This window comes from Erythrobacter sp. EC-HK427 (assembly GCF_902498745.1).
In the GTDB taxonomy this organism is placed as follows: domain Bacteria; phylum Pseudomonadota; class Alphaproteobacteria; order Sphingomonadales; family Sphingomonadaceae; genus Alteraurantiacibacter.
Genome location: NZ_LR701479.1, coordinates 1339399 through 1362664 on the forward strand (window position 1 = coordinate 1339399; position 23266 = coordinate 1362664).

A 23266-nucleotide genomic window follows, 5' to 3' on the forward strand; every position below is an offset into this window, starting at 1 on the left:
CCGCAAGCCCTCGGCCAGCGCAATCGCCGCGCGCTGTTTCCCGCCCTGTCGTAAGACAATGCTAACCATTCGCGCGTTATATCCAGCCGCATGGCCACAGGACGCAACAAACGGTTTCTGACCCATCACGGGTATGGCGAGGTGAAACTCTCGCGCTACTTCGCGTTATATCTCGCGATGGTGGGCTGGTTTGTGCTCGGCTTCTACCTCTATTCGGGCGCCTATTGGCCCAGCTCCTGCCAGCCGGAAAACCTGCTCGAAGTCTATGGCTGCTCGTCCCGCCTGCCGCAGGATGGCGGCGGCTGGCGCGAAGCGGGCCTGCTCACGTGGCTATGGGCAACGCCGATCCTGATCGCGCTGGAAATCAGCCGCCGGATCAACAAGAAAGAAATGTGATCGGCGCGCGGCGTAGTGCCGCGACACTGGCTAGGCGCGGTGTCTTGTGGCATAACTCGCGGTAATGGCGAGTGTTCTCGAATTCCTGCAAACGCGTGATGGCGGAGACTGGGTTTGGCTGTTGAGCCTACCTCTTATCGCCTTCGCGGTGATCTGGTGGCCGTTGTTGCACTACCGTTTCGCCACATGGCGGCTGGAGCGCAAGCTGGCGCAGCGTGATATGCTGTTCGCCGACGAGCGGATCGAACTGGCGATGAGCGTTCCTGCAAAGCCGGAGCCTTTGCCGTGGAAGGCAGGCGTCTTGAGTGCACTCCTTTTGGCGCTGCTTTGGTTCGCGCTTGAGTTTGTCCATTGGCGCGGAGTAAGCGCAGTTTGGGTTTTTGGCCCGTTATGGTGCTGGTTTATTGTGGCACAATTCTACCTTTGGTGCCGCGAGGGTTTCCCCGCCCCCAAAGGCATTCCTCCCCACGTTCCGCAAATCTTGGTGAGGTTTCTGATTATGGCAGCTGGCCTATCACTGCTGATATTCATCGTCGCATTGCTAGGCCTCTTTTAAGCAATCTCTCCACCTGCCCCAAAGCCCGTCCGGCAATACCCGAATTATCCCCGACCCAAAGTCCCTGCTTGCTATCGAATCACGACTATGATTCACTATGTATCTCGTTCGCACCCAAACGCCGGAGATACCAGATGTCGTTGCTCGAAGCCCGCAAGACCTACAAGCCCTTTGAATACCCCTGGGCTTACGAGTTCTGGAAGCGGCAGCAGCAGGTGCACTGGATGCCCGAGGAAGTGCCGCTGGGCGAGGATTGCCGCGACTGGGCGCAGAACCTCACCGATCACGAGCGCAATCTGCTCACCCAGATCTTCCGTTTCTTCACCCAGGCCGATGTCGAGGTGCAGGATTGCTACCACGAGAAATACGGCCGCGTGTTCAAGCCCACGGAAGTGAAAATGATGCTCGCCGCCTTCTCCAATATGGAGACGGTGCACATCGCCGCTTACTCCCACCTGCTCGACACGATCGGGATGCCCGAAAGCGAATACGGGATGTTCCTCGAATATGAGGAGATGAAGGCCAAGCACGATTACCTGCAGGAATTCGATGTCGATACGGACGAGAACATCGCCCGCACGCTCGCCATGTTCGGCGGCTTTACCGAAGGGCTGCAGCTGTTCGCAAGCTTTGCCATGCTGATGAACTTCCCGCGCTTCAACAAGATGAAAGGCATGGGCCAGATCGTCAGCTGGAGCGTGCGCGACGAAAGCCTGCACTGCGAAGGCATCACCCGCCTGTTCCACGCCTTCTGTGCCGAGCGCGACTGCCTGACCAAGGCGGTGAAGGAAGACATCATGGATATGTGCCAGAAAACGGTGCGGCTGGAAGATGCCTTCATCGATCTGGCGTTTGAAGACGGCCCCGTGCCCGGCATGACGGCGAAGGAAATCAAGCGGTATATCCGCTACATCGCCGACTGGCGCCTGTCGCAGCTGGGCCTGCCGAGCATTTATATGGTGGAAGACCACCCGCTCCCCTGGCTCGCCCCGCTGCTGAACGGCGTGGAGCACGCCAACTTCTTCGAAACCCGCGCGACCGAGTATTCGAAGGCGGCGACGCGCGGCAACTGGAACGACGTGTGGAGCAGCTTCGACAAGCGCCAGAGCGCGAAGACCGTCGCCGCGAACGAAGCCGAGGATGACGGGCCGGATATGTTTGGTGATGCAGGCGTCGGCGTGAAGGGCGTTGCTGCGGAGTGAGCCGACCCCCACTATCCATCGGTGGCCAATGGATTGGCTCTTCCGAGGGCAACAATAGCGAGATTGTTCTCGATTTAGATGAATCCGTCGATGGCTATCGAGGGACCGTGCGAATATTCCTTTCGGACGGTTCCCCGGGCGTGGTTTGCGAATTGGAATTGCCGCAGGATTTCGACGCATTCGAATTGAAGCCGCGCCTCGTTTGGATTCCAGACGGGCCCCCGAGGATCGTCGATACAACGGAAATGCGCCGACTTTTCCCGCAACAACAGTTTGCTGAGACTGCTGTTGTGAAATTAAAGAAAGCTGGCCCCCAGTTAGTTCTGGATTGGTCAACTGATATAGGTACGACGGGTCAGGTGCTTTTGAGTCGCACCGACATGAATTCGCCATCCGAGCTCGAGGCAAAAACTGTAACCTGGGAGGACTTCAAGGACATAGCACTAAGCAATGCTCCAGGATCGCTGATCTTCAGGGGGCAGCCAAAGCCCTACCGCCTCAGAACTGCCTTTCATCGGACATACAGAAAGGACCTTGTGAGGTATGTTGCGGATGACATTCCAACAGCGCACCGCCAGCTAACTGCGCGAACGGATCACATCTTTAATATGGAGAATGGTCCAGAAAGAGGGGCCTTTTGGAACCTACTACAGCACCATGGTTTTCCAACGCCATTGCTTGATTGGACGTACTCGCCTTTTGTTGCTGCCTTCTTCGCATTTAGAAGGAGAAAACCATCAGATGAAACAGACCGCCGAGTGCGAATTCTGGCTTTCGAAAAGGTAGCGTGGACCAGAGATTTCAACCAACTGGATGCGGTTAACTTTTCTCGACGTCATTTCTCGATACTGGAGGCACTAGCTATCGAGAATCCACGGGCTATACCTCAGCAAGCCGTGTCGACCCTTACAAATGTCGACGATATTGAAGGCTATATAAGGCAGCGAGAAGTCGAACAAGAAAGAGTCTATCTTCGCGCGTTCGATCTGGAATCAAGCATCAGGCCACAAGTAATGGCCGAACTGAGTCTGATGGGCATCACGGCTGGGTCGCTTTTTCCTGGTTTGGACGGAGCATGCGAAGAGTTGATGGGACGTTTCTTTCACCATCAGGTTCCGCCTAAAAAAACTTCTGCATAACGTTGATCGCTGACGGATATTTCCGCAACGACCCAGTTCAAAGTTCGCAATTTGACCCACATCAAAGCCCGCGCATCCTCCTCCGGCTAGGCTCCTGCCAACACCAACAGGAAGGATGCCATCCATGTCGCAGCACACCCCCAACGAGCTCACCGAAATCTTCAAGCGCGACCGCGATCTGCTCACCGCGCTCAAGGCCGAAAACGGCCATTACGCGCGGCTCGCGGAGGATTACCACGCGGTCAATCGCGAGGTGCACCGGATCGAAGCCGAAACCGAAGCCGCGAGCGACGCGCGCACCGAAGCCCTCAAAAAGCAGCGCCTCAAACTGCTCGACGAGATTACCGGCATCGTCGACGCGGCGCGGGCGGGGGCGTAGGGGGCGACTCCCTCCCTTTTTCGTCATCCCGGCGTAGGCCGGGATCCATTTTGCCGCTTGGTGGCTCCGCTCTGGATCCCGGCCTGCGCCGGGATGACGTGGGGGGGCGGAATGACGAGGGGGGCCGGGATGCCGTGTGGCGCGGGATGACGGGCGAAGGTGTCGGGGAGGGGAGATTATGCAGATCATCTGGCACTCGCCGCAAATCCGCGTATGCAGCCGTGATCGAACGCTTGCAAAGGCTCACCCGAATGCTCCGCCACTTCCCGCTCGCCATCCTCCTCGCCGGGCTCGCTGCCTGCACCACCGTCCCCGCCAGCCCGCCCGCGCCGCCAGCGGCGGACTGTGCCGCGCCGTGCTTTCTGCTGATGACCGAACGCTCCACGCCCGAGCAGCGCGAAGCGGCGCGCGGGGTGTTGCTGGCGGAATTCGCGCGGATCGGCATTGCGGCAGAGGCGCGGCCCTATGCGACGGACGAGGTCTTTCCCGGCACGCAGCGCGGCCTCACCGGCGCGAATGTCGTCGCCACGCTTCCGGCGACGGACGCGGGCAGTACCCGCCATATCGTGATCGCCGCGCATTACGACACCGTGCCGGGCAGCCCCGGCGTCGATGACAATGGCAGCGGGGTGGAGATCGTGCTGGAAGTCGCGCGCAGGCTCGCCACGCTGGAGGCGCGCAGCGCTACGGTGCATTTCGTGATGCTCGATCAGGAAGAGCTCGGCCTGGTCGGCGCGCGGGTGGACGCGGCGCGGTGGCGGGCATCGGGCGTGCCGCTCGAATCGATGCACAATATCGACATGGTCGGCTGGGACAGCGACAATGACGGGGTGATCGAATTCGATAGCAACTCCGCCGAGCTGACCGCGCTCTATCAAGAGGTGGCCGCAGGTCTGCCCGTCTCGCTGCTGGTGACGACCTATCCCAACACCGATCACGAGGCGTACCGCCAAGCAGGCTTCACCGTCGCCAGCGTGAGCCAGGAATTCGAGGACGGGAGCGAAAACCCGGCCTATCACTCCCCCGCCGACACCGCCGTGCAACGCCCCTATTACGAAGGCACGCGCGACCTGCTGCTGGGCGTGTTCGAACGGCTGGTGGCGGAGTAGGGGCTGGGCGCGCCCGTCCCTTTCCTTCGTCATCCCCGCGAAGGCGGGGATCCAGCTGCCCCTCTCGCGGCCCCACAATGGATCCCGGCCTTCGCCGGGATGACGAGTGGGGTTTGGAGAGGCTCGCTCACCACCCCCAAGCCGGTGGCGGCGGAGCAACCGGTTCGCTCGCGTCGAAGGCGACGCGGAAAAGGCGGGTCGGGTCGTTTCTGCGGGTGAGCTGGTAGACAAACGCCGCGCCTTCCGCGCCCGCCGGGTCGACTTCCAGCCGCCAGACATTGGTGACTGACGCGGGCAGCCCCTCGCGCTCGAACATGGCGATGGAGAAGGCATCGACGGGGAAGTCCTGTCCGTTGGCTGCACCCGCCACCGCCGTGTCGCCGCCATATTGCGTGACCGCGTCCTCGCTGCCGTCCTCGTGCCGGTGATCGTGTTTGAGGCGCAGGCCCGTGCCCGTCCGCGTCACCACCCAGGTGCGGCTGCGGTTCCACCCGCCGGGGTCTTCCGCCGCTGCGATATGGAAGGCAATCGCGATGCGGCTATCCGAGCATTCGGCCCAATGCGCCACCATCGCGCGGCCTTCCCAGTCGGCATCGCGCGCGTCCTCGCTCACCAGCTCCCCGCGATAGGCATTCCCGCAATGGCTGGAGAGCGCGCTCCAGAACGCGTCCTGCGGATCGGGCGCGGGCGTGGTGGCGCAGGCGGCGAGGAGGGGCAGGGCGATGAGGGGGAGGGCGCGAATGGTCATGGCAGCGGTCTGCCACGCGGCGGGCTTTCCTACAATGGCGGGCGTGTGCCACCGCTTGCGCCATGTTGGATAAGTTGCACCAATCCCGCTTCCACCGCGCCGTTGCGGCACTTTTGCGCGGGGGAAGAGTTTTCCCTTCAGGACTGTGTAACAGGTGTAACAGGTTAGCCCCCGCAGCTTTCGCCACCAGGCGGGAACCGCTTGCGTGTTTGTGCATTACACCTTCGCGGACCGGGCCCCTCTGGCGTGCGTTTAGGCGTACGTGATGTCGGACCGCATCGGACAGCCGATGCGTGTTGGATGGGGTCGCTTGCCGCTTCCCCGAAGCAAAACCTTGGTTGACCGATCACCCTGTAACCCGTGTTTGGGAGATGAAGGATGACGGCCCGTTTCTACCGATTGACCGAGCTTCATGCGAAGCTGGACGAGGCACTGCGCCGCGAAACCGCGCGGCGCGTGCCCGATGTTCTGACGCTGACGGCGATCAAGCGCCGCAAATTGTGGGTGAAGGACACGCTCACCCGCCTCGCCTACGGACCCCTGCGCCCGGCCGGAGCCGGGTGACACCTGCGGCGGGAAGCGGGCAGCGGGCGTTACGTCCCAACCCTCCCCATCGCGCCTGCCGCACACCGCTTCCCGCCGCCTTTTCGGCGCTCCGCGCCTCATCAAGAGAGATTACCATGCTCGCCAAAATTACCCCGATGTTCGCCGATTTCCTGAAGAAGGAAAGCGCGGGCGGCATCATCCTGATCATCGCCGCCGCGCTGGCGCTGGTGATCGCCAATTCGCCCTTTGCTGCGGGCTATTTCAGCGCGCTGCAAATCCCCGTCGTGGTCGGCTTTGGCGAAGCGATGATCGACAAGCCGCTGCTGCTGTGGATCAATGACGGGCTGATGGCGGTGTTCTTCTTCCTCATCGGGCTGGAAGTGAAGCGCGAGGCATTGATCGGGCAGTTGAACAGCTGGGACAAGGCAAGCCTGCCGCTGGCCGCAGCGATCGGCGGCATGGCGATCCCCGCCGCGATCTTCGTCGCCTTCAACTGGAATACGCCCGAAAATTTGAGCGGCTGGGCCATCCCCGCCGCAACCGATATCGCCTTTGCACTCGGCATCCTCTCGCTGCTCGGCCCGCGCGTGCCGGTGGCACTGAAGGCGCTGCTGCTGGCCATCGCCGTGATCGACGATATCGGGGCGATTGCGATTATCGCCATCTTCTACACCGCCGAAACCAGTCTGCCGATGCTGGCAGGCGGTGCGATTGCCTTGGCGGTGCTGGCCATCTTCGGCCGCGCGAAAGTGGCATCGAGCATTCCCTACGTCATCCTCGGCATCGTGCTGTGGGTCTTCGTGCTCAAGAGCGGTGTGCACGCGACTTTGGCGGGCGTGGCGGCGGCCATGTGCGTGCCGATTGCGGGCAAGAATGGCGAACAACCGCTGGAGCGGATGGAGCACGCGCTGCACCCCTATGTGGCCTTCCTCGTCATTCCCATCTTCGGGTTCGCCAATGCTGGCGTGTCTTTGAGCGGTGTCGGCTTTGACACGCTGCTCGCCCCGCTGCCTTTGGGCATTGCGCTGGGCCTGTTGATCGGCAAGCAGGTGGGCATTCTCGGCTTTGCCTTCATGGCGGTGAAGGCCGGTATCGCCAAACTGCCCGACGGGGTGGGCTGGAAGCAGGTGCACGCGGTCTCGCTGCTCGCCGCCATTGGCTTCACCATGAGCCTGTTTATCGGCAACCTTGCCTTTGCCGATCCGGCGCAGGTCGATGCGGTGAAAATCGGCGTGCTCTCGGGATCGCTGGTAGCGGCGCTGGCGGGCTATCTGCTGCTGCGGCAGACGCTGCCGCAAGAGGCCGCGCGGGTGCCTTCGCGTGAAATGGCGGAGGCGATGTAACCCTTGCGTTGAGGCTGGCGAACAGCTTCGCTGGAGCCGCCCGCGATTGGGGGGACGCACCAAAGGAGATGAGTTCGATGCCTGAAACCAACCTTACCCGCTTGCTGGCTGTCGCCGGTGGCCTTGCCCTCGCCGTGCCCGCCCTGTCGGCGTGCAGCGGCTGCGGCGCGTGCGGTGCTTGCTGCGCTGCCGTTGCCGAAGCTGACGAGACCATGGCCGATGAAGCCGTGAACGAAGACGCGATGGCCGCCGACAGCATGGAAGGCGAAGCTATGGAAGGTGACGCGATGGAAGGCGACACCATGGAGGGCGAGTCCATGGAAGGTGACGCCATGGAAGGCGAAGCCATGGAAAGCGATGCCGCTGCCCAGTAACCGCGATGATGCCCTGGCCGAGCTGGTATCTCTCAGCGAGGTCATGGTTGGCGAGGGCAGGGTGCTCATCCAGCGCGTCCTGCCCCAGCCGCCTGCTACCTTCACCCAGTGGGAACACTACCCCAAGGGCGATGCTATTGACCCGGTCACAAAGGCGCGCTGGTTCTACCACGCGCACCCGCCCGAACAGCGCGGGCCGAAGGAGCACGGACACTTCCACCTGTTCCTGCCGCTCGCCGCGTTTGACGGTGTCGAACCGCTGGCCAAGCCGACCAAGAAGAAGCCTGCCAAGGTCGTCCATGTTGCCGCCCTGTGTTTTGACACCGATGGCCTGCCGACCCACTGGATCACCACCAATCAATGGGTGACCGACGAGTTTCTCTATCCGGCGGAAGCGATCATCGCGCGGCTGGGGCAGATGGATATGAGCGATGCGGGCACGGCGAAGGGCATTCCCCTTGTCGGGCGCTGGCTCACCTGCGCGCTGGCAGTGGCGCGCCGCGATGTGGAGGCCCTGCTGCGTGCGCGCGATGCGAAGCTGGCCGAAGTCGACCCGCAAGACCGCCACGCCGAGATTTTGGCGAGCGCCCCATTCCTCGTGTGAATCGGTTGGCAGACGGTCAATCAGCGATTAAGCCTCTCGCTATGCTGACAAAGTTCCACACACTCGCCCTTGCTATCGCCGCTGGCCTCGCCACAGTTTCGCTTCCGGCGCACGCGCAGAAGGCGCCGCCTATTGAGAGCGGCAACAGCGATCCTGTGGTGCAAGTCTCGGCGCAGGATGCGCAGATGAACGCTGCCATCGCCGATGCGCAGACCACTCTTGCGATCTTCCTTGAGGCACTGGCCGAACCGCCCGAGGGGGCCCATTCGTTCAGCTTCAAGTTCCCGCTGGGTGGCTACGAACATATCTGGGTGCGCGACGTGCGGTTGGAGGGCAACCGCTTGCTTGGCACGCTGTCCAACCGTCCGTTCCAGGAGGGCTGGCGTCTCGGCGATCCGGTGGCCGTTCCGCTTTCGCAGGTGAGCGACTGGAGCTATGTCGACGCGCAGGGCTACACCCATGGCGGCTACACGATCAGGGTCTTGCTGGAGTACCTGCCGCCCGCAGAAGCGGCGCAGGTGCGCGCGGCCTATGGCTGGTAGGCGCTAGGCGCACCACTCCACGCTGGCCCAGTCGTCGGCGAGCATCCAGCCGTTTTCGGTCGCCAGACCGAGCCCGATCATGTGATCGGACAGCCGCACATTGCCGCGCCGCGCTTCGGCAAGTTCGCGGCCATATTTGTCGCGCGGGCGGTCTGCCCCACCCTCCAGCTCGAACGGCCCCGCGCTCAGCCAGCGCGAGAGTGCGAATTGTGCTTCGACCGCTTTCAACCGTTCGTTCTCGCATTCGCCGTCGAGTTCGGGCGCGTCATAGCCGGAGAGGCGGATGCGCCGCTCGCCAATCGCCAGCGTGTCCCCGTCGATCACGCAGCCCGCGCCGCGCGTGGCGGTTCCGCAGACGGGGAATTGCTGCGCCATTTCCTGCCACTCACCATCGCCCCAGCCCGCCTGCCGCGCCCACACGGCCAGCCCGGCAAGGATGGCCAGACCCGGCACCCAGCGCCACCGCCGCCATGCCGCTTTCCAGCGGCGCTTGCGGTTCCATGCCGCATCGAAGCGCGGCGCTTTGGCCATGCGCTCAGTCCTCCAGCGGGAAGAGCGCAATCGGCTGGAGCAGGGCAAACTCTTCCTCAAGCGGCGGATGGCCCAGCTCCGGCCAGTCGAGCGGCTCTTCGGGAACATGGGTATCGGGCAGTCGGTCAAGCAGATCGCGGATCAGCGTCAGGCGGCCATGCTTCTGGTCGTTGTAATCGACCACCGTCCACGGCGCGTGCTGCGTGTGCGTCGCGGCAAACATCGCCTCGCGCGCGGCCGAATATTCGGCATATTTGGTGCGGCTGGCGAGATCGATGGGGGAGAGCTTCCAGCGTTTGAGCGGGTCTACCAACCGCTCGGCAAAGCGTTCTTCCTGCGCTTCCTGACCGGCGCTCAGCCAGTATTTGAATAGGCGGATCCCGTCATCCACCAGCAGCCGCTCGAAGATCGGCGCTTCGTGGAGGAACTTCGTCACCTGCGCATCATCGGCAAAGCCCATGACTTTCTCAACGCCCGCGCGGTTATACCAGCTGCGGTCGAACAGCACGATTTCCCCGGCGGCGGGCAGGTGCGGAACATACCGCTGGAAATACCACTGCGTGCGCTCGGTATCGCCCGGCTTGGAGAGCGCAACCACGCGGCACTGGCGCGGATTGAGCCGTTGGCTGATCGCCTTGATCGTCCCGCCCTTGCCCGCCGTATCGCGCCCTTCCAGCAGCACACAAATCCGCTCGCCCGTGGCCTTCGCCCAGCGCGCCATTTGCACCAGTTCCTGCTCCATCGGTTCGAGCAGCTCTTCATATTGCTTGGTTTTCATGGGGCAAATCATGCCGCACCTTGCGCCGCTGCGCCAGCCTGTGCGCGGAAAAGCTGGCGATATGCGCTGCTGCACAGTAACGCAGCCGGCATGAGCACGACCAATGATACCCCGCCCACGGCGGAGCCGATGCTGGCCAAGGCCGAAACGCTGATCGAGGCGCTGCCCTATTTCCAGCGCTATGCGGGCAAGAGCTTTGTGGTGAAATATGGCGGCCACGCCATGGGCGACCCCGAAGCCGCGCGCGATTTTGCCGAGGATATCGTGCTGTTGAAAGCGGTCGGCATCAATCCGGTGGTGGTGCATGGCGGCGGGCCGCAGATCGGCGCGATGCTCAAAAAACTCGGCGTGGAAAGCACCTTTGTCGATGGCCTGCGCGTGACCGACAAGGCGACCGCCGAGATCGCCGAAATGGTCTTGTCCGGAGCGATCAACAAGGAACTTGTCGGCTGGGTTAATCAGGCGGGCGGCAGGGCGATTGGCCTTAGCGGCAAGGACGGCCAGATGGTCCGCGCCGAGAAAGTCAGCCGCACGGTGAAAGACCCCGACAGCCAGATCGAGCAGGCCGTCGATCTTGGCTTTGTTGGCGATCCGGTGGACGTGGATATCGCTGTCCTGAAGACAGTGAGTGATGCGGGCATGATCCCGATTGTCGCGCCGATTGCCAGCGATGGCGAAGGGCACACCTACAATATCAATGCCGACACCATGGCGGGCGCGCTGGCGGCGGCACTGGGCGCGGCGCGGTTGTTCCTGCTGACCGATGTCGCGGGCGTGCTGGACAAGCAGGGCAAGCTGCTGACCGATCTCTCGCCCGCCGATATCGCCATATTGCGCGCCAACGGCACGATCAGCGGCGGGATGATCCCCAAGCTGCAAACCTGCGTCGATGCGGTGGAGGCGGGCTGCGAAGCGGCGGTGGTGCTTGACGGGCGGGTTCCGCACGCCATGTTGCTGGAATTCTTCACCAGCCGCGGGGCAGGGACTTTGGTCAGTCTTGCGGGTTAGGCGAGCCTGTATTAGGTGAGTGATACACTCAGGGATGCACCTGGGGCGGGCAGTTTAGGAGTTACGCGTGCTAGCGCTTTTGCAAATCGTCGACATGATTACGACCGCGATCATCATGATCGTCATCATCCAGTTCGTGATCGGCCTGCTGTTCGCCTTCAACGTGGTGAGCCCGAGCAACCAGTTCCTCTCGCAGGTGTACCAGTCACTGAACGCGCTGCTGGAGCCGATTTTGCGGCCGATCCGCCGCTTTATGCCCGATACCGGCGCGATTGATTTCTCGCCCATGGTGCTGATCATCCTGCTCAACATCGTGACGATCATTCTCGGCAATCTCGCCGTCGGACTTTGACAATGCGGGTGGTGCGGAGCAGGGGCACGGAATGACCGCAAAGACGCTCCTCACCGCGATTGCCCTTGGCGCGCTGCTCACCGCCTGCACGTCGGCGCGCGAGCAGGCGATGACCCGTCAGGCCCGCGCGGCAGAGCGCACTTTGGAGCGGCTGCCGACTATCGGCGATCCGGGCCGCGTGGCCGCTGCGGACATTGCCTTTGCGCGGATGGCGCGCGACGAAGGGCAGTGGACCGCCTTCCGCGCCTATGCCGCGAGCGGTGCCGTTGTGCACGGGCCGGGCGGGCCGGTGCCGCTCGAGAGCTTCATCAATGGCCGCGCCAATCCCGAACAGGCCATTGCGTGGACACCCGCCGACATCTGGTCGAGCTGCGACGGGACGCTGGCGGTGACCTTTGGGCGGCTGCAAATGCCCTCGGGCGACGTCGGCTCCTACGTGACCGTGTGGGAATTGCAGAGCGACCGCAGCTACAAGTGGATCTACGATATCGGCGCGCTCGACAATCCGCAGCCCGCGCCGGAAGTCGATCCCGATCTGCCCGAAAATGCGATTATCGTGCCGGGGATGCTGGCCATCAACGGGCGGATTGCCGATTGTCCGGCGGAGGGCGCGTCGGTGCCGCAGTCGCCGATCAATATCACCTCCGGCGCGCCGCCCGAGATTGGCGAATGGGTGGCGGATGACGGCACGCTCAAAGTCGAATGGCGGCAATATGCAGGGGGAACCCGGAACGTGATCGTCGAATGGTATCGCGGCGGCGAATGGCAAATCGCCGATACCTTCAGCGTTCCCGCAGGCGGTTAAGCCATGATCGAACTCTTCTTCTCCGCTTTTATCACATTGTTCGTGGTGATCGACCCGCCGGGTTGCGCGCCGATCTATGCCGGGCTCACCAAGGCGGCAACGCCAGCGCAGGCGCGCAATATGGCGATCCGGGCGTGCATGATCGCCTTTGTTATCCTCGTGATCTTCGCGCTGTTCGGGCAGAGCCTGCTGGGCGCGCTGCATATCGAACTCGATTCCTTCCGCATCGCAGGCGGCTTCATGCTGTTCTGGATCGCGTGGGAAATGGTCTTCGAAAAGCGCACCCAGCGCCGCGAGGAACGCGCCGAAAAGGTTGCCGCGACTCCCGAGGTGGAGGACGTGTCGGTCTTCCCCATGGCCATGCCAATGCTCGCCGGGCCGGGCGCGATTGCGGCGGTGATGCTGCTGCAAAACGAGGCTGATGGTTACGAGCAAACGCTGGTCGTGCTCGGCGCGCTGGTGAGCGTGCTGCTCCTCACGATGATCGCCCTGATCGCCGCTGGCCCGCTGATCCGCCTGCTCGGCGCGCGGGTGGAAGCGGTGATTACGCGGCTGCTTGGTGTCCTACTGGCCGCGCTGGCCGCGCAGTATGTGATCGATGGGCTAAGAGGCGCGTTTAATATCTGATCTGCGAAGGCGCATACGCGCCTTCGTCCTCGCTAGACGCGCTGGCAAGCCGCGCCCGCTGCGGGCGGGCAGTCGCCTTTGCGGCCCTTGCGGGCCGAAGCAAATTCGCGACTATTGTGGGCGCCCAATCGGAGCCGAAGGCGACGACCGAGCGCAAAGCGCGACCCGCAGGTGCCGCGCAGCCGGAGCGAAGCCCCGGCGGAGCGAACAGCACCGAGGATGCCCGCCCGGATGGGCGGGCGTAACTACTGAAGAGTTACATGCCCCTCATCGGGATCACCGCGGGCAAAAAATTCCAGCAGGCTGACCAGCAGATCGCACCGTTCGCGCAAATTCGGTGCCTCAAGCAGCGCTTGTTTCGCCGCCGAATCGAATGGCGCAATCTGCGACACGCCGTTGATCAGCGTTACATCGTCCAGCTTGGCGACCGAATCCCAGTCGATAGCATAGCCCTGGCTGTCGGCATATTTGCGCGCCTCGTGCTCGAAGCTGGCGCGTTCGCCGAGCGAGAGAAACTCGTCCTTCGGCTCGTCGAACAATTCGGCTTCGACCTGGCGGAAGGGCGTTGTCACCTCCAACTCGCGCACCACGCGGAAGCGCGCCTCGCCGGTGAGCAGGATATTGTAGCGCCCATCCTCGCTCGCCTCGACATCCTCGATCTTGCCGACGCAGCCGATGGTGTAGAGCGGCGCTCCTTCGACCGATTCCTTGGGCTGGATCATCGCAATCCGCCGGTCCCGCGCCAGCGCATCGCCGACCATCGCGCGGTAACGCGGCTCGAAAATATGCAGCGGCAATTGCAGCCCGGGGAAGAGCAGCGCGCCCGTGAGCGGGAAGATCGAGAGGCGTTTGGTCACTTGGCTACCTATATCCGCTCATGCTGAGCCTATCGAAGCATTGCCCTTACTTCGGGCAGGCGGTGCAAGAAGAAAAAGCAACCCTTCGACAAGCTCAGGGTGAGCGGAGTATGGGATGCAGCCATCTCAACCAAAGAGAATAAGCGAAAGCTTGCGCCGCTGGCTCGCCACCCACGGGTCTTCCATGCCGACCGCTTCGAAGATCTGCAGCAGCTTGGCCTTGGCCGGGCTGTCCTCCGGTTTTTCGGCGGACGGGTCATGCGCACCTTGAATGGCGCGTAGCAACACATCCGCCGCCTCGTCGCGCTCGCCTGCAGCGAAAGCGGCCTCGGCAAAAGCGATCTGCGCGTCGGTGTCCGCAGGACGCTCTGCCGCCGCCGCCCGCAACGCCTGCAATTCGCTGTCATCGACCTTGTTTTCGACCAGCGCGAGTGCCTTGTGCGCCTGCACCACCAGCTCCTCGCCCTGCACTTCCGGCGGCAGCGCATCATAGGCGGTTTGCGCGTCTTCCGCACGGCCCGCCGCGATCAACGCGCGGATCAGGCCCGCCTGCACTTCGGGCTTCTGGGCGATGGGCGGCGGCGCGTTGGCAGCGATTTGCTGGAAAATCTCGACCGCTTTTTCGTTCTCGCCATCGGCCAGCGCCTGTTCGCCCATGGCGATGATCTGGCCGATCTGCTCTTCCATGGCCGCCAGTTGTGCCGCTTCGGGATCGAAATCCGCCGCGCCCGCCTGAATAGGCAATTGCGCCAGCAACTGGTCGAGCGCGCCTTTTAGCTGCGATTCGGTGCGCGCAGGCGTCAGGTCGGCCACCGGCTGGCCCTGGAACATCGCATAGACGGTGGGGATCGACTGCACCTGGAACTGGCTGGCGATGAAGCGTTCCTCGTCGACATCGATTTTCGCCAGCACCACGCCCTTATCGGCATATTCGGCCGCGACTTTCTCCAGCACCGGAGCCAGCGCCTTGCACGGGCCGCACCATTCGGCCCAGAAATCGAGGATCACCAGCTTGGTCTGGCTCGGTTCCACAACCTGTTTGCGGAATCGGTCGACGGCTTTCTGCTCGTCGAGATTGAGGCCCATGCTTGCCAAGGTAATGCTCCTGTGTCGTGCGCTTTGCTTGTACATTGCGTGTCGGGGGCAATGTGGCACCTTTGCGCGGTTTGTGAAGGGGGGAAGGGGCTGCGGCTAGCGATCAGATGCGATTGTGCGGCCTTGCGCGCAGTTTGTTGCAGATTCCCTCTTGCGGGGGCCCGGTGCCGGTGCTAACCGCGCCGCTCTCCATCCGGATCAACGGGTTCGCACCCGCCGGAAAACGCCAGTGAGCGGGCGTAGCTCAGGGGTAGAGCATCACCTTGCCAAGGTGAGGGTCGGGCGTTCGAATCGCCTCGCCCGCTCCATTTTCTTCCGCAGCGCTAGTGTTTGTCGAGGCAGCCGATATGGTCCTGCGCCCGATGTGGCGTAGCTGTGGGATAATAACCCATGGTAGTTCGAATCCTCAAGTTCCATCAAATCGTCACCGTTTTTGTGCTTGGCCGATATGCGCTCGCGGGGCGCGTTGGAGATCTGCGATTTGCAAAGGAGGAAGCGAGAGTCTTCATGACTCGCGTAGCCAGCTGAGGTAGCCCAATCGCAGAGGCCAGGAAGGGGCAGCGCGTTTGACTGATGTATTAGTGAAAGATCGCGATTGGTCGGTTATTTCTGACAGAATTTGCTTGGTTGAGCAGTTCATTCCTTTTGCGCTGATAGACGGGAACGGTTTGGTTCAGCGGGAGCCGCATCAACCATACGCATTGGTTGAAATTCGATGCTGTGACAATCGACCACCGACACCTAGCGGGAAGTTCGTCGGTGCAGTCACTCATAAGCTGGACTTTGAAGCGCTTCATTGGGCATATTCGATTAGAGGGATCGGGGAGGATGAGACGCTCAGCGTTTATTGGAGTAAACGAGAGCTTCGCACCTCTGCGAAATTGCTGAGCGCTTTGATGCCGCGGTTAGCGTTTACGATTTGGAAGACAGATTCTTTTCGTTTGCTAACAGAACGAGACTACCGCCCCGACTTACAGGGTGAAGCTCGTGCATTGGCTTGTTTCCCGCTCTTGCACTTCCAACCCGAGCGATGGAAATGGCGTCTAGTTTCCACGGAATTGGATCGCTGCTTTGAGAAGGCTCTCAGCGAAGGTGCCGACGCCCGATATTCGAGTGAGGCGTTCGCGATTGTAAGCGGCCCTAACAAAGGGGCACAGAGCCAAGATGAAATCTGGGATCAGATGAGCTCATATCTCGAGCGTTGGGCTGAGGCTGAGCTAAGGGACTCTTAAGCAATGAGAAAACGAGCTGACTAACACCTGTGGCTCGGCTGAACTGCTCGAAGCGTTACCATTTCAGTCTCTTGCGCAAAGCTGCTCCCTAAACGCATCGATCACCCAGCTCGCCGCCGGCCCCGGTTTCGCATCGCGGCGCCATACCGCGCTGAAGCCGTAGGTTGCGCCCGGCTTTTCCGGCAGGTCGAGCACCACTAGCGCGCCGCTGGCCAAGTCCGCCTCCACCATCGGGCGGGGCATATTGCCCCAGCCTATGCCCTGGCGCAGCAGCTCGTGCTTGGCGCTCAGATCGCCCAGTCGCCAGCTTAGGGGGCTGAGGACGGAAAACTCGCGGCCTTTGGTCAGTGAAGAGCGGTCGGTGAGGACGAGTTGCAGATGCTCGCGGCTCTGCCCCGGCGCGATGCCATGGCGGGCGAGCGGGTGGCCGGGGGCGGCGACGGGGACGAGCTCGGTCTCGCCAATCGCTTGCCGTTCCAGCTCCGGATGGTCGCCCAGCACCGGCCCGCCAATCGCCAGATCCGCCTCGGCATCAAGCAGGCAGGCGGCGACCGCGCCCAACCCCTCCACCTGCAAGCGCAGCGCCACCGTGGGGAACATCACGCGAAATTCGCGCAGCACCTGCGCGGTGACTTCGCCAGGCACCATCACATCGACCACCAGCCCCAGATCGCTTTCCAGCCCGGCATGGAGGCTGCGGGTCTTGGCGAGCAGCGCGTCGGAGCGGTCGATAATCGCCTTTGCTTCGGTGAGCAGGCCGCGCCCTGCATCGGTCAGCACCGGCTTGCGCGAGCCTTCGCGGGCGAACAACGTCACGCCCAGCTGCGCCTCCATCTGCGCAATGCCGTAACTGATGGCGGAAACCGCGCGCCCCATGCGCCGCGCCGCCGCGCCGAAACTGCCTTCCTCCTCCACGCTGAGGAAGATGCGCAGCTGGTCTAGCGAGGGTTCGCCCAGTTTCATTGTTCGGATTTCCTGAACATTTCGGGGCATTTTATCGCAGTTATCAGGCGGAACGCCAAGGCCTATCTCCGCGTCATCCCAAGACACACTCCGACACGAAGGAGACATGCCATGATCGAACTGCGTCCTTTCGAAACTCTCGGCTCGGCCAATCACGGCTGGCTGAATGCGAACCACCACTTCTCCTTTGCGAGCTACCACGATCCCGCCCGCGTCAATTGGGGCGCTTTGCGGGTGTGGAACGATGACACCATCGCGCCGGGCACGGGCTTTCCCACCCACCCGCACAGCGACATGGAAATCATCACCTATGTCCGCAAAGGCGCGATCACCCATCGTGACAGCATGGGCAATGAAGGCCGCACCGAAGCGGGTGATGTGCAGGTGATGAGCGCGGGCAATGGCGTGGCGCATTCGGAATACAATTTGGAAGGCGAGGAATGCACGCTGTTCCAGCTGTGGATCATCCCCTCCGAGCGTGGCGGAGCGCCGAGTTGGGGTGCGCGCAAATTCCCCAAGGATGATCGCGCAGGCCAGTTCGTGCCGCTCGCCAGCGGGGTGGCGAATGATGATGACGCGCTTCCGATCCGCACCGATGCCCGCGTGTTGGGCGCAACGGTGAAAGCGGGTGAAAGCGTCACCTACACCCCGCGCGATGCCTCGCGCCACCTCTACCTCGTCCCCGCCACCGGCAAGGTGCGGATCGAGGATGTGGAGGCCAAGGCCCGCGATGGCGTCGCCATTACGCAGCGCGCCAGCGTGACCATTACCGCGCTCGAAGACAGCGAGCTGGTGCTGGTCGACGCGGCATAACCCTAAACTCCCCTCCCCATGGGGAGGGGCCGGGGGTGGGGGTTCGGCGGCAGCTACTTGCGCCGCACACCCACCCCTAACCCCTCCCTCAAGGGAGGGGAAATCGAACCCAACAGGAGAACCATCAATGCCCAATATCTTGCACATCACCGCCAGCATTCGCGGCGGGGACTCGGTCAGCCGCGATCTCAGCACCCGCATTGTCGCCAGCCTCACCGCGAAGGGCGATGCCACGGTTGTCGAGCGCGACCTCTCGCAGAATGACCTTCCGTTTATCGACGGTGCCCGCTTCGCCGCGAACCTCGCGCCTTATGCCGATCGCACGCCGGAGCAGCAGGAACTCGCCGCCATCGCCGATACGCTGATCGGCGAATTGCAGGATGCCGACATCATTGTGATGGGCATTCCGATCTACAACTTCACCATGCCCTCCACGTTGAAGGCATGGGCCGATCTGGTGGCGCGCGCGGGCACGACCTTCGAATATACCGCCGAAGGGCCGAAGGGTAAGCTGACCGGCAAGAAGGTCTACCTCGCCGTCGCATCGGGCGGCACACCGGTGGGCAGCGCATACGATCACATGACCCCGTGGCTCACATTCTTCCTCGGCTTCCTCGGCATTACCGATGTCGAAACGGTCGCGGCCGACGGCATTATGGGCGAAGGCGGCGAGGAAAAGATTGCCGAGGCAAAGGCCAAAGCGGCAACGCTGGCGGCTTGATCCCGGGAACCGGCGCCGGGGCTTGTCCGTTGATAAGTCAAAGGAGATTTGACATGATTGGCAGGATTATCGGCGCCGGCGTCGGCGCGGCACTCAGCAAGCAGACCCGCCGCATCGGCGGCCCCGCGGGCGCGATTCTCGGCTCGGTCGCGGTGCCCGTGATCGCCCGGATGAGCATCCCCGCAATGCTCGCGATCGGAGCAGGTGGCTATATGGTGAAGAAGGTGCTGGAAAAGCGTGACCGCCCTCCAACCATACCCCCGCGCGCCAACGCTTGATACGCAGCGGGCAAGCGAAACACAAAGGGGCGGCAAGGTGTCGCCCCTTTTCGTGTGCGCGGTGTTTTCTCCGCGCGCTTCGTGATATGCCTCTGTCGCTGCGCATCGTTTCCAAGCGCAGCACATTGTTGGGGGGCGACGGTGAAACTCGAAGAATATTACGATCAGGCGCTTGCTGCCGCACAAGCAGCCTATGCCGGGACAAAGGTTGCCGACAGCACGGTTTGCGCCGTTGCGATCAAAGCTGATGGGAGCGCCAAGGTCTCTCTGTTTTCCGGTAAGGACGGGTTCAAGCAGCTGAAGACGCTCAGGCAGTCGAGCAGGCCGGTGAAGGGTGACATCGGTGCCGCGATAACCACCGAACTGACCAACTTCCTACAAACGCCCGGAGGGGGCGGCTTCTCAACAGAGCAGATCAACAAGAAGGGCTTTGACGACCATGGCAGGGGCGCGATGAATTGCGCCGAGCCAAAGGTCTACAACCACATCAAAATGGCTTTGGAAAATGATCCCAAAGAATGGGTGTTGCTGTCTTTCACGCGCGAGAACGGCGTTGTGAAATACTGGGCGCCGTGCCGCAATTGCCGGCGCTTTGCCTACCAGCAGTTCAACAACCTTTCCTGGTTGATCGCTGCGAAATATGGCGGCGTGGCGGCGCTTGAAGGAGCGAAAAGCGCGGGCCGCGATGCGCTAACCAATTCGGCCGAATTTTAGAGCACTTTCGGACCAATCTGGATCGCCCTGATCGCGTCAGGAAGCCCGCTGGACAGGAGCGGTCCGCAGCAGGGGCCGGTTGCCCCTGCAAGGGCCGCGACGAAGCCAGCGGGCTTCCTGACGCGACCCCGGACGGGGCGGGCCGATTTTGGCCCATCGCCGCGTCAATCGTCGGTCACTATGCTTTGGCATGGCTCCCTCCTCTTTCCTCGCGCTGAGCCAAAATCGGCTCCGTCAGGGTGACCCAGATTGGTCCGAAAGTGCTCTAACTCCTCGCATGTGCGCAACCCTTGGGATGAAACCGCGTGTTCGCTTGATGCGAATGCCGCTGCACACTACCTCAAAACGCGAACACCGCAGACAGATTCGAGACGCATCATGACCACCCACACTACCCGTATGCTCATCATCGGTTCCGGCCCCGCAGGCTATTCCGCCGCCATTTACGGTGCGCGCGCGGGGATGCAGCCGATTGTCGTGCAGGGCATCCAGCCCGGCGGGCAGCTGACGATCACCACCGATGTCGAGAATTACCCCGGCTTTGCCGACGTGATCCAGGGCCCTTGGCTGATGGAGCAGATGCAGAAACAGGCCGAACACGTCGGCACGCGGATGATGTGGGACACGATTGTCGAGGTCGATCTGGCTAACGGCTCCCCGTTCCGCGCGGTGGGCGATAGCGGCGATGAATATATCGGCGATGTGCTGGTGATCGCTACCGGTGCGCAGGCCAAATGGCTGGGCGTTCCGGGCGAGCAGGAACTGGGCGGCAAGGGCGTTTCCGCCTGCGCGACATGCGACGGGTTCTTCTATCGCGGCAAGAAGGTCGCGGTCATCGGCGGCGGGAATACGGCCGTGGAGGAAGCACTCTACCTCACCAACCATTCGGACGATGTGACGCTGATCCACCGGCGGGATACTCTTCGCAGCGAAAAGATCCTGCAGGATCGCCTGTTCGCCAGCGAGAAGATCACCCCGCTGTGGAACAAGACCGTCTCGCGGTTTGTCAAAGGCGAGAATGGCAAGCTGCACCACCTCGAACTGCGCGATACGGTGACGGGTGAGCTTTCCACGCTGGAAGTGGACGGGGCCTTCGTCGCCATCGGCCACGCGCCTGCGACCGAGCTGTTCAAGGGCAAGTTGCCGACTGATGAAAGCGGCTATCTGATCGTCGAACCCGGCACGCCGAAAACCAACATCCCCGGCGTGTTCGCCTGCGGCGATGTGATGGACCACACCTATCGCCAGGCGGTGACGGCGGCGGGCACGGGTTGCATGGCGGCGCTGGATGCAGAGCGGTTTCTGGCGACGCTTGAACACGCGCGACACGAGGCTGTGGCGGCGGAGTAGATTTGGGGAGTAGGCATTAGGCAGTAGGCAGTAGGAGATGGATTGAGTGTTTCGCGCTCTAAAAGCCCTTCCCCGTGGGGAAGGGTTGGGATGGGGGTTCGGCGGTGCGAGCGTGGTGTGACAGTTTGACTGCCGAACCCCCACCCCCGGCCCCTCCCCAAGGGGAGGGGAGAAGAGCTACTCGTGTCCGCGCCCGAAATCGGGCCGCGCATCGTCCTGACCCTCGTCCAGAATGCCCCGCCGGATCGCGCGGGTGCGGGTGAAGAGGTCGAACATCGCTTCGCCATCTTCAGCCTCGATGGCGGCGCGCATCGCGCCCAGATCCGCCTCGAAGCGCTGCATCATCGCCAGCACCGCATCCTTGTTGTGCAGGAACACATCGCGCCACATCGTCGGGTCGCTCGCCGCGATGCGGGTGAAATCGCGGAAACCCCCGGCGGAATATTTGATGACTTCGCTGCGCGTCACTTCCTCCAGATCGCTGGCGGTGCCGACGATGGTGTAGGCGATCAGATGCGGGATATGGCTGGTGACCGCGAGCACCATATCGTGGTGCGCCGCATCCATGATCTCGACCTTGGAGCCGAGTGCTTCCCAGAACCCCGCCAGCTGCGCCACCTTTGCCCCATCCGCGCCTTCGGGCGGCGTGAGAATGCACCAGCGGCGCGCGAACAGGCTCGCAAATCCGGCATCCGGCCCCGACTGCTCGGTGCCCGCAACGGGGTGGGCGGGGATGATGTGGTGGCCGGGCAATTCCTCGGCCAATGCCTTGGCGAGCCGCTGCTTGGAGGAGCCGACATCGCTGATAATCGCTTGCTCCGACAGCCCGGGCGCGATGGCCTTGGCAGCGCTGCGCATCGCACCCACCGGCACGCAGAGGATCACCAGATCGGCCCCTCGCACAGCCTCTGCTGCATCATCGGCTACGGTGTGGACAAGCCCGCGCTCGGCGGCGCGCTGGCGCACGGCGGGATCGGCATCGAAGCCCGATAGCCGCACAGCCGGCAATCGCTCCTGCACCGCCAGCCCTACAGAGCCGCCGAGCAGACCCAGCCCGATAATCGCAACCCGCTCAATCGGCATTTGCAGCGCCTGTTAGCGTGTCGAGCAAGTCGGCGATGGTGTCCATCTGCTCCGCCGTGCCGATGGTGATGCGCAGGCAGTGGTCGAGTTCGGGCAAATGCCGCACCGCAAAGCCTCCCCCCGCAATCGCCTCAAGCGCGGCGGTGGCGGTTACCGCGCCGTTGAACTCCACCAGCACGAAATTCGCCTCGCTCGGGACGGCGCGCAGGCCGTGATTGCCCAGCGCCTCGATCCGCCCGACAAAGCGGGCGCGGGTGGCGGTGTTGTGCGCGCGGCTGGCAGCCACGAAGTCCTGATCGCGTAAGGCAGCAACAGCAGCGCGCTGCCCGCTTGAGGTCACGTTGAAGGGCCCTCTGATGCGGTTCAGGGGATCCACCAGATGCGGCGCACCGGTCGCCCAGCCGATGCGTTCGGCGGCAAGGCCGTAAATCTTGGAGAAGGTGCGGGTGACGAGGACGTTGTCATGCGCCGCAGCCAAGGCCAGTCCCGCATCATCGTCTTCCGGCGCCAGATATTCGGCATAGGCCTGGTCGAGCACCATGAGCACATTGGCGGGGAGGCCCGCGTGCAGGCGAGCGATCTCGCCGCGCGGCAAGAATGTGCCAGTAGGGTTGTTCGGATTGGCGATGAACAGCACCCGCGTGTTCTCGCTCACCGCCGCCAGCAGCGCGTCGACATCGGCGGTATAATCGCAGTCGGGCACCACCACAGGCGTTGCCCCGCAGCGTTTGGCGGCGATGTCATACACCGCAAAGCTGAAGCGGCTGAACAGCACCTCGTCGCCGAGCCCGGCATAGGCTTGCGCGGTGAGATTGAGCAATTCGTCCGAGCCGGTGCCGCAGACGATGCGCGCCGGATCAATCCCGTGCAGCGCACCGATGGCTTCGCGCAATGCCGTCGAACCCGGATCGGGGTAGTCCTTTGGGCTCCCCGCCTCGGCAAGCGTATCCAGCGCCAGCGGAGAGCAGCCGAGCGGGTTTTCGTTCGCCGACAGCTTGACCAGCGGCTTGCCATCGGCAGCCTTGCTCTTGCCGGGAACATAGGCGTGAATGGCGGCCACATAGGGCTTCATTTGGGGGCGCGTGCTACTCATCGCGGCGCGTTTAGCGCGAGGGCGCGGG

At 62.8% G+C, this 23266-nt stretch carries 28 protein-coding genes and 1 tRNA gene; 21 read left to right on the forward strand and 8 right to left on the reverse strand.

Annotation, left to right across the window (positions count from 1 at the left end):
• Positions 1-90: 90 nt before the first annotated feature.
• The 6 genes from GC121_RS06520 to GC121_RS06545 all read left to right on the forward strand — a co-directional run bounded on the left by GC121_RS06520 (position 91) and on the right by GC121_RS06545 (position 4781).
• Positions 91-396 carry a hypothetical protein gene (locus tag GC121_RS06520; protein WP_151973316.1) on the forward strand — a complete coding sequence of 102 codons (306 nt, stop codon included), beginning with the start codon at positions 91-93 and terminating at the stop codon, positions 394-396.
• 64 nt (positions 397-460) lie between these two features.
• A complete protein-coding gene (locus GC121_RS06525; protein WP_151973317.1) occupies positions 461-952 on the forward strand; it encodes a hypothetical protein in 492 nt (163 codons plus the stop codon).
• Between the two features lie 134 nt (positions 953-1086).
• Entirely contained in the window at positions 1087-2154 is a 1068-nt protein-coding gene (locus GC121_RS06530; RefSeq protein WP_151973318.1) for a ribonucleotide-diphosphate reductase subunit beta, read from the forward strand.
• On the forward strand, positions 2151-3293 hold the full coding sequence (locus tag GC121_RS06535; RefSeq protein WP_151973319.1) for an FRG domain-containing protein: 1143 nt from the start codon (positions 2151-2153) through the stop codon (positions 3291-3293). Before GC121_RS06530 ends, GC121_RS06535 begins: the two co-directional genes overlap by 4 nt.
• A 124-nt stretch (positions 3294-3417) precedes the next feature.
• The gene (locus GC121_RS06540; protein WP_151973320.1) at positions 3418-3672 is read left to right on the forward strand and encodes a YdcH family protein; all 255 of its coding nucleotides are present in this window, start codon (positions 3418-3420) and stop codon (positions 3670-3672) included.
• A 251-nt stretch (positions 3673-3923) separates the two neighbouring features.
• Positions 3924-4781: a M28 family metallopeptidase gene (locus tag GC121_RS06545; RefSeq protein WP_199857780.1), complete on the forward strand. Its 858-nt coding sequence runs from the start codon at positions 3924-3926 to the stop codon at positions 4779-4781.
• A 127-nt stretch (positions 4782-4908) separates the two neighbouring features.
• Here the strand turns inward: GC121_RS06545 and GC121_RS06550 are convergent, their stop codons facing one another.
• The gene (locus tag GC121_RS06550) at positions 4909-5529 is read right to left on the reverse strand and encodes a hypothetical protein (RefSeq protein WP_151973322.1); all 621 of its coding nucleotides are present in this window, start codon (positions 5527-5529) and stop codon (positions 4909-4911) included.
• A gap of 378 nt (positions 5530-5907) precedes the next feature.
• Here GC121_RS06550 and GC121_RS06555 point away from each other — a divergent pair, with 378 nt between their 5' ends.
• From GC121_RS06555 to GC121_RS15260, 5 genes are all read left to right on the forward strand, one after another.
• A complete protein-coding gene (locus GC121_RS06555) occupies positions 5908-6093 on the forward strand; it encodes a YdcH family protein (protein WP_151973323.1) in 186 nt (61 codons plus the stop codon).
• A 116-nt stretch (positions 6094-6209) separates the two neighbouring features.
• Positions 6210-7418 carry a Na+/H+ antiporter NhaA gene (gene nhaA, locus GC121_RS06560; protein ID WP_151973324.1) on the forward strand — a complete coding sequence of 403 codons (1209 nt, stop codon included), beginning with the start codon at positions 6210-6212 and terminating at the stop codon, positions 7416-7418.
• 77 nt (positions 7419-7495) lie between these two features.
• Positions 7496-7792, forward strand: a complete 297-nt coding sequence (locus tag GC121_RS06565; RefSeq protein ID WP_199857781.1) for a pentapeptide MXKDX repeat protein — start codon at positions 7496-7498, stop codon at positions 7790-7792.
• Entirely contained in the window at positions 7776-8396 is a 621-nt protein-coding gene (locus tag GC121_RS15255; RefSeq protein WP_199857782.1) for a hypothetical protein, read from the forward strand. Before GC121_RS06565 ends, GC121_RS15255 begins: the two co-directional genes overlap by 17 nt.
• Positions 8397-8437: 41 nt before the next feature.
• Positions 8438-8938, forward strand: coding sequence for a YegJ family protein (locus GC121_RS15260; RefSeq protein ID WP_199857783.1), 501 nt, complete (start codon positions 8438-8440; stop codon positions 8936-8938).
• A gap of 3 nt (positions 8939-8941) precedes the next feature.
• On the opposite strand, the gene GC121_RS06575 is transcribed toward GC121_RS15260, so the two are convergent.
• Complete coding sequence (locus GC121_RS06575) at positions 8942-9469, reverse strand: thermonuclease family protein (protein WP_151973327.1); 528 nt, start codon at positions 9467-9469, stop codon at positions 8942-8944.
• A 4-nt stretch (positions 9470-9473) separates the two neighbouring features.
• Positions 9474-10247 carry a polyphosphate kinase 2 gene (gene ppk2, locus GC121_RS06580; protein WP_234421135.1) on the reverse strand — a complete coding sequence of 258 codons (774 nt, stop codon included), beginning with the start codon at positions 10245-10247 and terminating at the stop codon, positions 9474-9476.
• Positions 10248-10337: 90 nt separating this feature from the next.
• Here ppk2 and argB point away from each other — a divergent pair, with 90 nt between their 5' ends.
• From argB to GC121_RS06600, 4 genes are all read left to right on the forward strand, one after another.
• Positions 10338-11255, forward strand: a complete 918-nt coding sequence (gene argB / locus GC121_RS06585) for an acetylglutamate kinase (protein WP_151973329.1) — start codon at positions 10338-10340, stop codon at positions 11253-11255.
• A gap of 94 nt (positions 11256-11349) precedes the next feature.
• The gene (locus tag GC121_RS06590; protein ID WP_151973330.1) at positions 11350-11607 is read left to right on the forward strand and encodes a YggT family protein; all 258 of its coding nucleotides are present in this window, start codon (positions 11350-11352) and stop codon (positions 11605-11607) included.
• 31 nt (positions 11608-11638) lie between these two features.
• Entirely contained in the window at positions 11639-12412 is a 774-nt protein-coding gene (locus GC121_RS06595; protein WP_151973331.1) for a hypothetical protein, read from the forward strand.
• Positions 12413-12415: 3 nt separating this feature from the next.
• The gene (locus GC121_RS06600) at positions 12416-13039 is read left to right on the forward strand and encodes a MarC family protein (RefSeq protein WP_151973332.1); all 624 of its coding nucleotides are present in this window, start codon (positions 12416-12418) and stop codon (positions 13037-13039) included.
• A gap of 245 nt (positions 13040-13284) precedes the next feature.
• On the opposite strand, the gene GC121_RS06605 is transcribed toward GC121_RS06600, so the two are convergent.
• Both GC121_RS06605 and GC121_RS06610 read right to left on the reverse strand, forming a co-directional pair.
• Positions 13285-13896, reverse strand: coding sequence for an LON peptidase substrate-binding domain-containing protein (locus GC121_RS06605; protein WP_234421136.1), 612 nt, complete (start codon positions 13894-13896; stop codon positions 13285-13287).
• Positions 13897-14022: 126 nt separating this feature from the next.
• Positions 14023-14982 carry a tetratricopeptide repeat protein gene (locus GC121_RS06610; RefSeq protein ID WP_151975629.1) on the reverse strand — a complete coding sequence of 320 codons (960 nt, stop codon included), beginning with the start codon at positions 14980-14982 and terminating at the stop codon, positions 14023-14025.
• Positions 14983-15224: 242 nt separating this feature from the next.
• On the opposite strand from GC121_RS06610, the gene GC121_RS06615 reads away from it, so the two are divergent.
• A tRNA-Gly gene (locus GC121_RS06615) sits at positions 15225-15299 on the forward strand.
• Positions 15300-16286: 987 nt separating this feature from the next.
• Here the strand turns inward: GC121_RS06615 and GC121_RS06620 are convergent.
• Positions 16287-17186, reverse strand: a complete 900-nt coding sequence (locus GC121_RS06620; RefSeq protein WP_151973334.1) for a LysR family transcriptional regulator — start codon at positions 17184-17186, stop codon at positions 16287-16289.
• A 111-nt stretch (positions 17187-17297) separates the two neighbouring features.
• Between GC121_RS06620 and GC121_RS06625 the strand changes: the two genes are divergently transcribed.
• From GC121_RS06625 to trxB, 5 genes are all read left to right on the forward strand, one after another.
• The gene (locus tag GC121_RS06625; RefSeq protein ID WP_151973335.1) at positions 17298-17999 is read left to right on the forward strand and encodes a pirin family protein; all 702 of its coding nucleotides are present in this window, start codon (positions 17298-17300) and stop codon (positions 17997-17999) included.
• Between the two features lie 127 nt (positions 18000-18126).
• Positions 18127-18720, forward strand: a complete 594-nt coding sequence (locus GC121_RS06630; RefSeq protein WP_151973336.1) for an FMN-dependent NADH-azoreductase — start codon at positions 18127-18129, stop codon at positions 18718-18720.
• Positions 18721-18773: 53 nt separating this feature from the next.
• Complete coding sequence (locus tag GC121_RS06635) at positions 18774-18998, forward strand: hypothetical protein (protein WP_151973337.1); 225 nt, start codon at positions 18774-18776, stop codon at positions 18996-18998.
• Positions 18999-19052: 54 nt separating this feature from the next.
• Positions 19053-19712, forward strand: coding sequence for a hypothetical protein (locus GC121_RS06640; protein WP_151973338.1), 660 nt, complete (start codon positions 19053-19055; stop codon positions 19710-19712).
• 378 nt (positions 19713-20090) lie between these two features.
• On the forward strand, positions 20091-21062 hold the full coding sequence (gene trxB, locus GC121_RS06645; RefSeq protein WP_199857784.1) for a thioredoxin-disulfide reductase: 972 nt from the start codon (positions 20091-20093) through the stop codon (positions 21060-21062).
• Between the two features lie 177 nt (positions 21063-21239).
• Here trxB and GC121_RS06650 read toward each other — a convergent pair whose 3' ends face one another.
• Together GC121_RS06650 and GC121_RS06655 are read right to left on the reverse strand one after the other, a co-directional pair.
• Positions 21240-22145: a prephenate/arogenate dehydrogenase family protein gene (locus tag GC121_RS06650; RefSeq protein ID WP_151973339.1), complete on the reverse strand. Its 906-nt coding sequence runs from the start codon at positions 22143-22145 to the stop codon at positions 21240-21242.
• Positions 22135-23238, reverse strand: a complete 1104-nt coding sequence (locus GC121_RS06655; RefSeq protein ID WP_151973340.1) for a histidinol-phosphate transaminase — start codon at positions 23236-23238, stop codon at positions 22135-22137. Before GC121_RS06655 ends, GC121_RS06650 begins: the two co-directional genes overlap by 11 nt.
• Positions 23239-23266 lie beyond the last annotated feature (28 nt).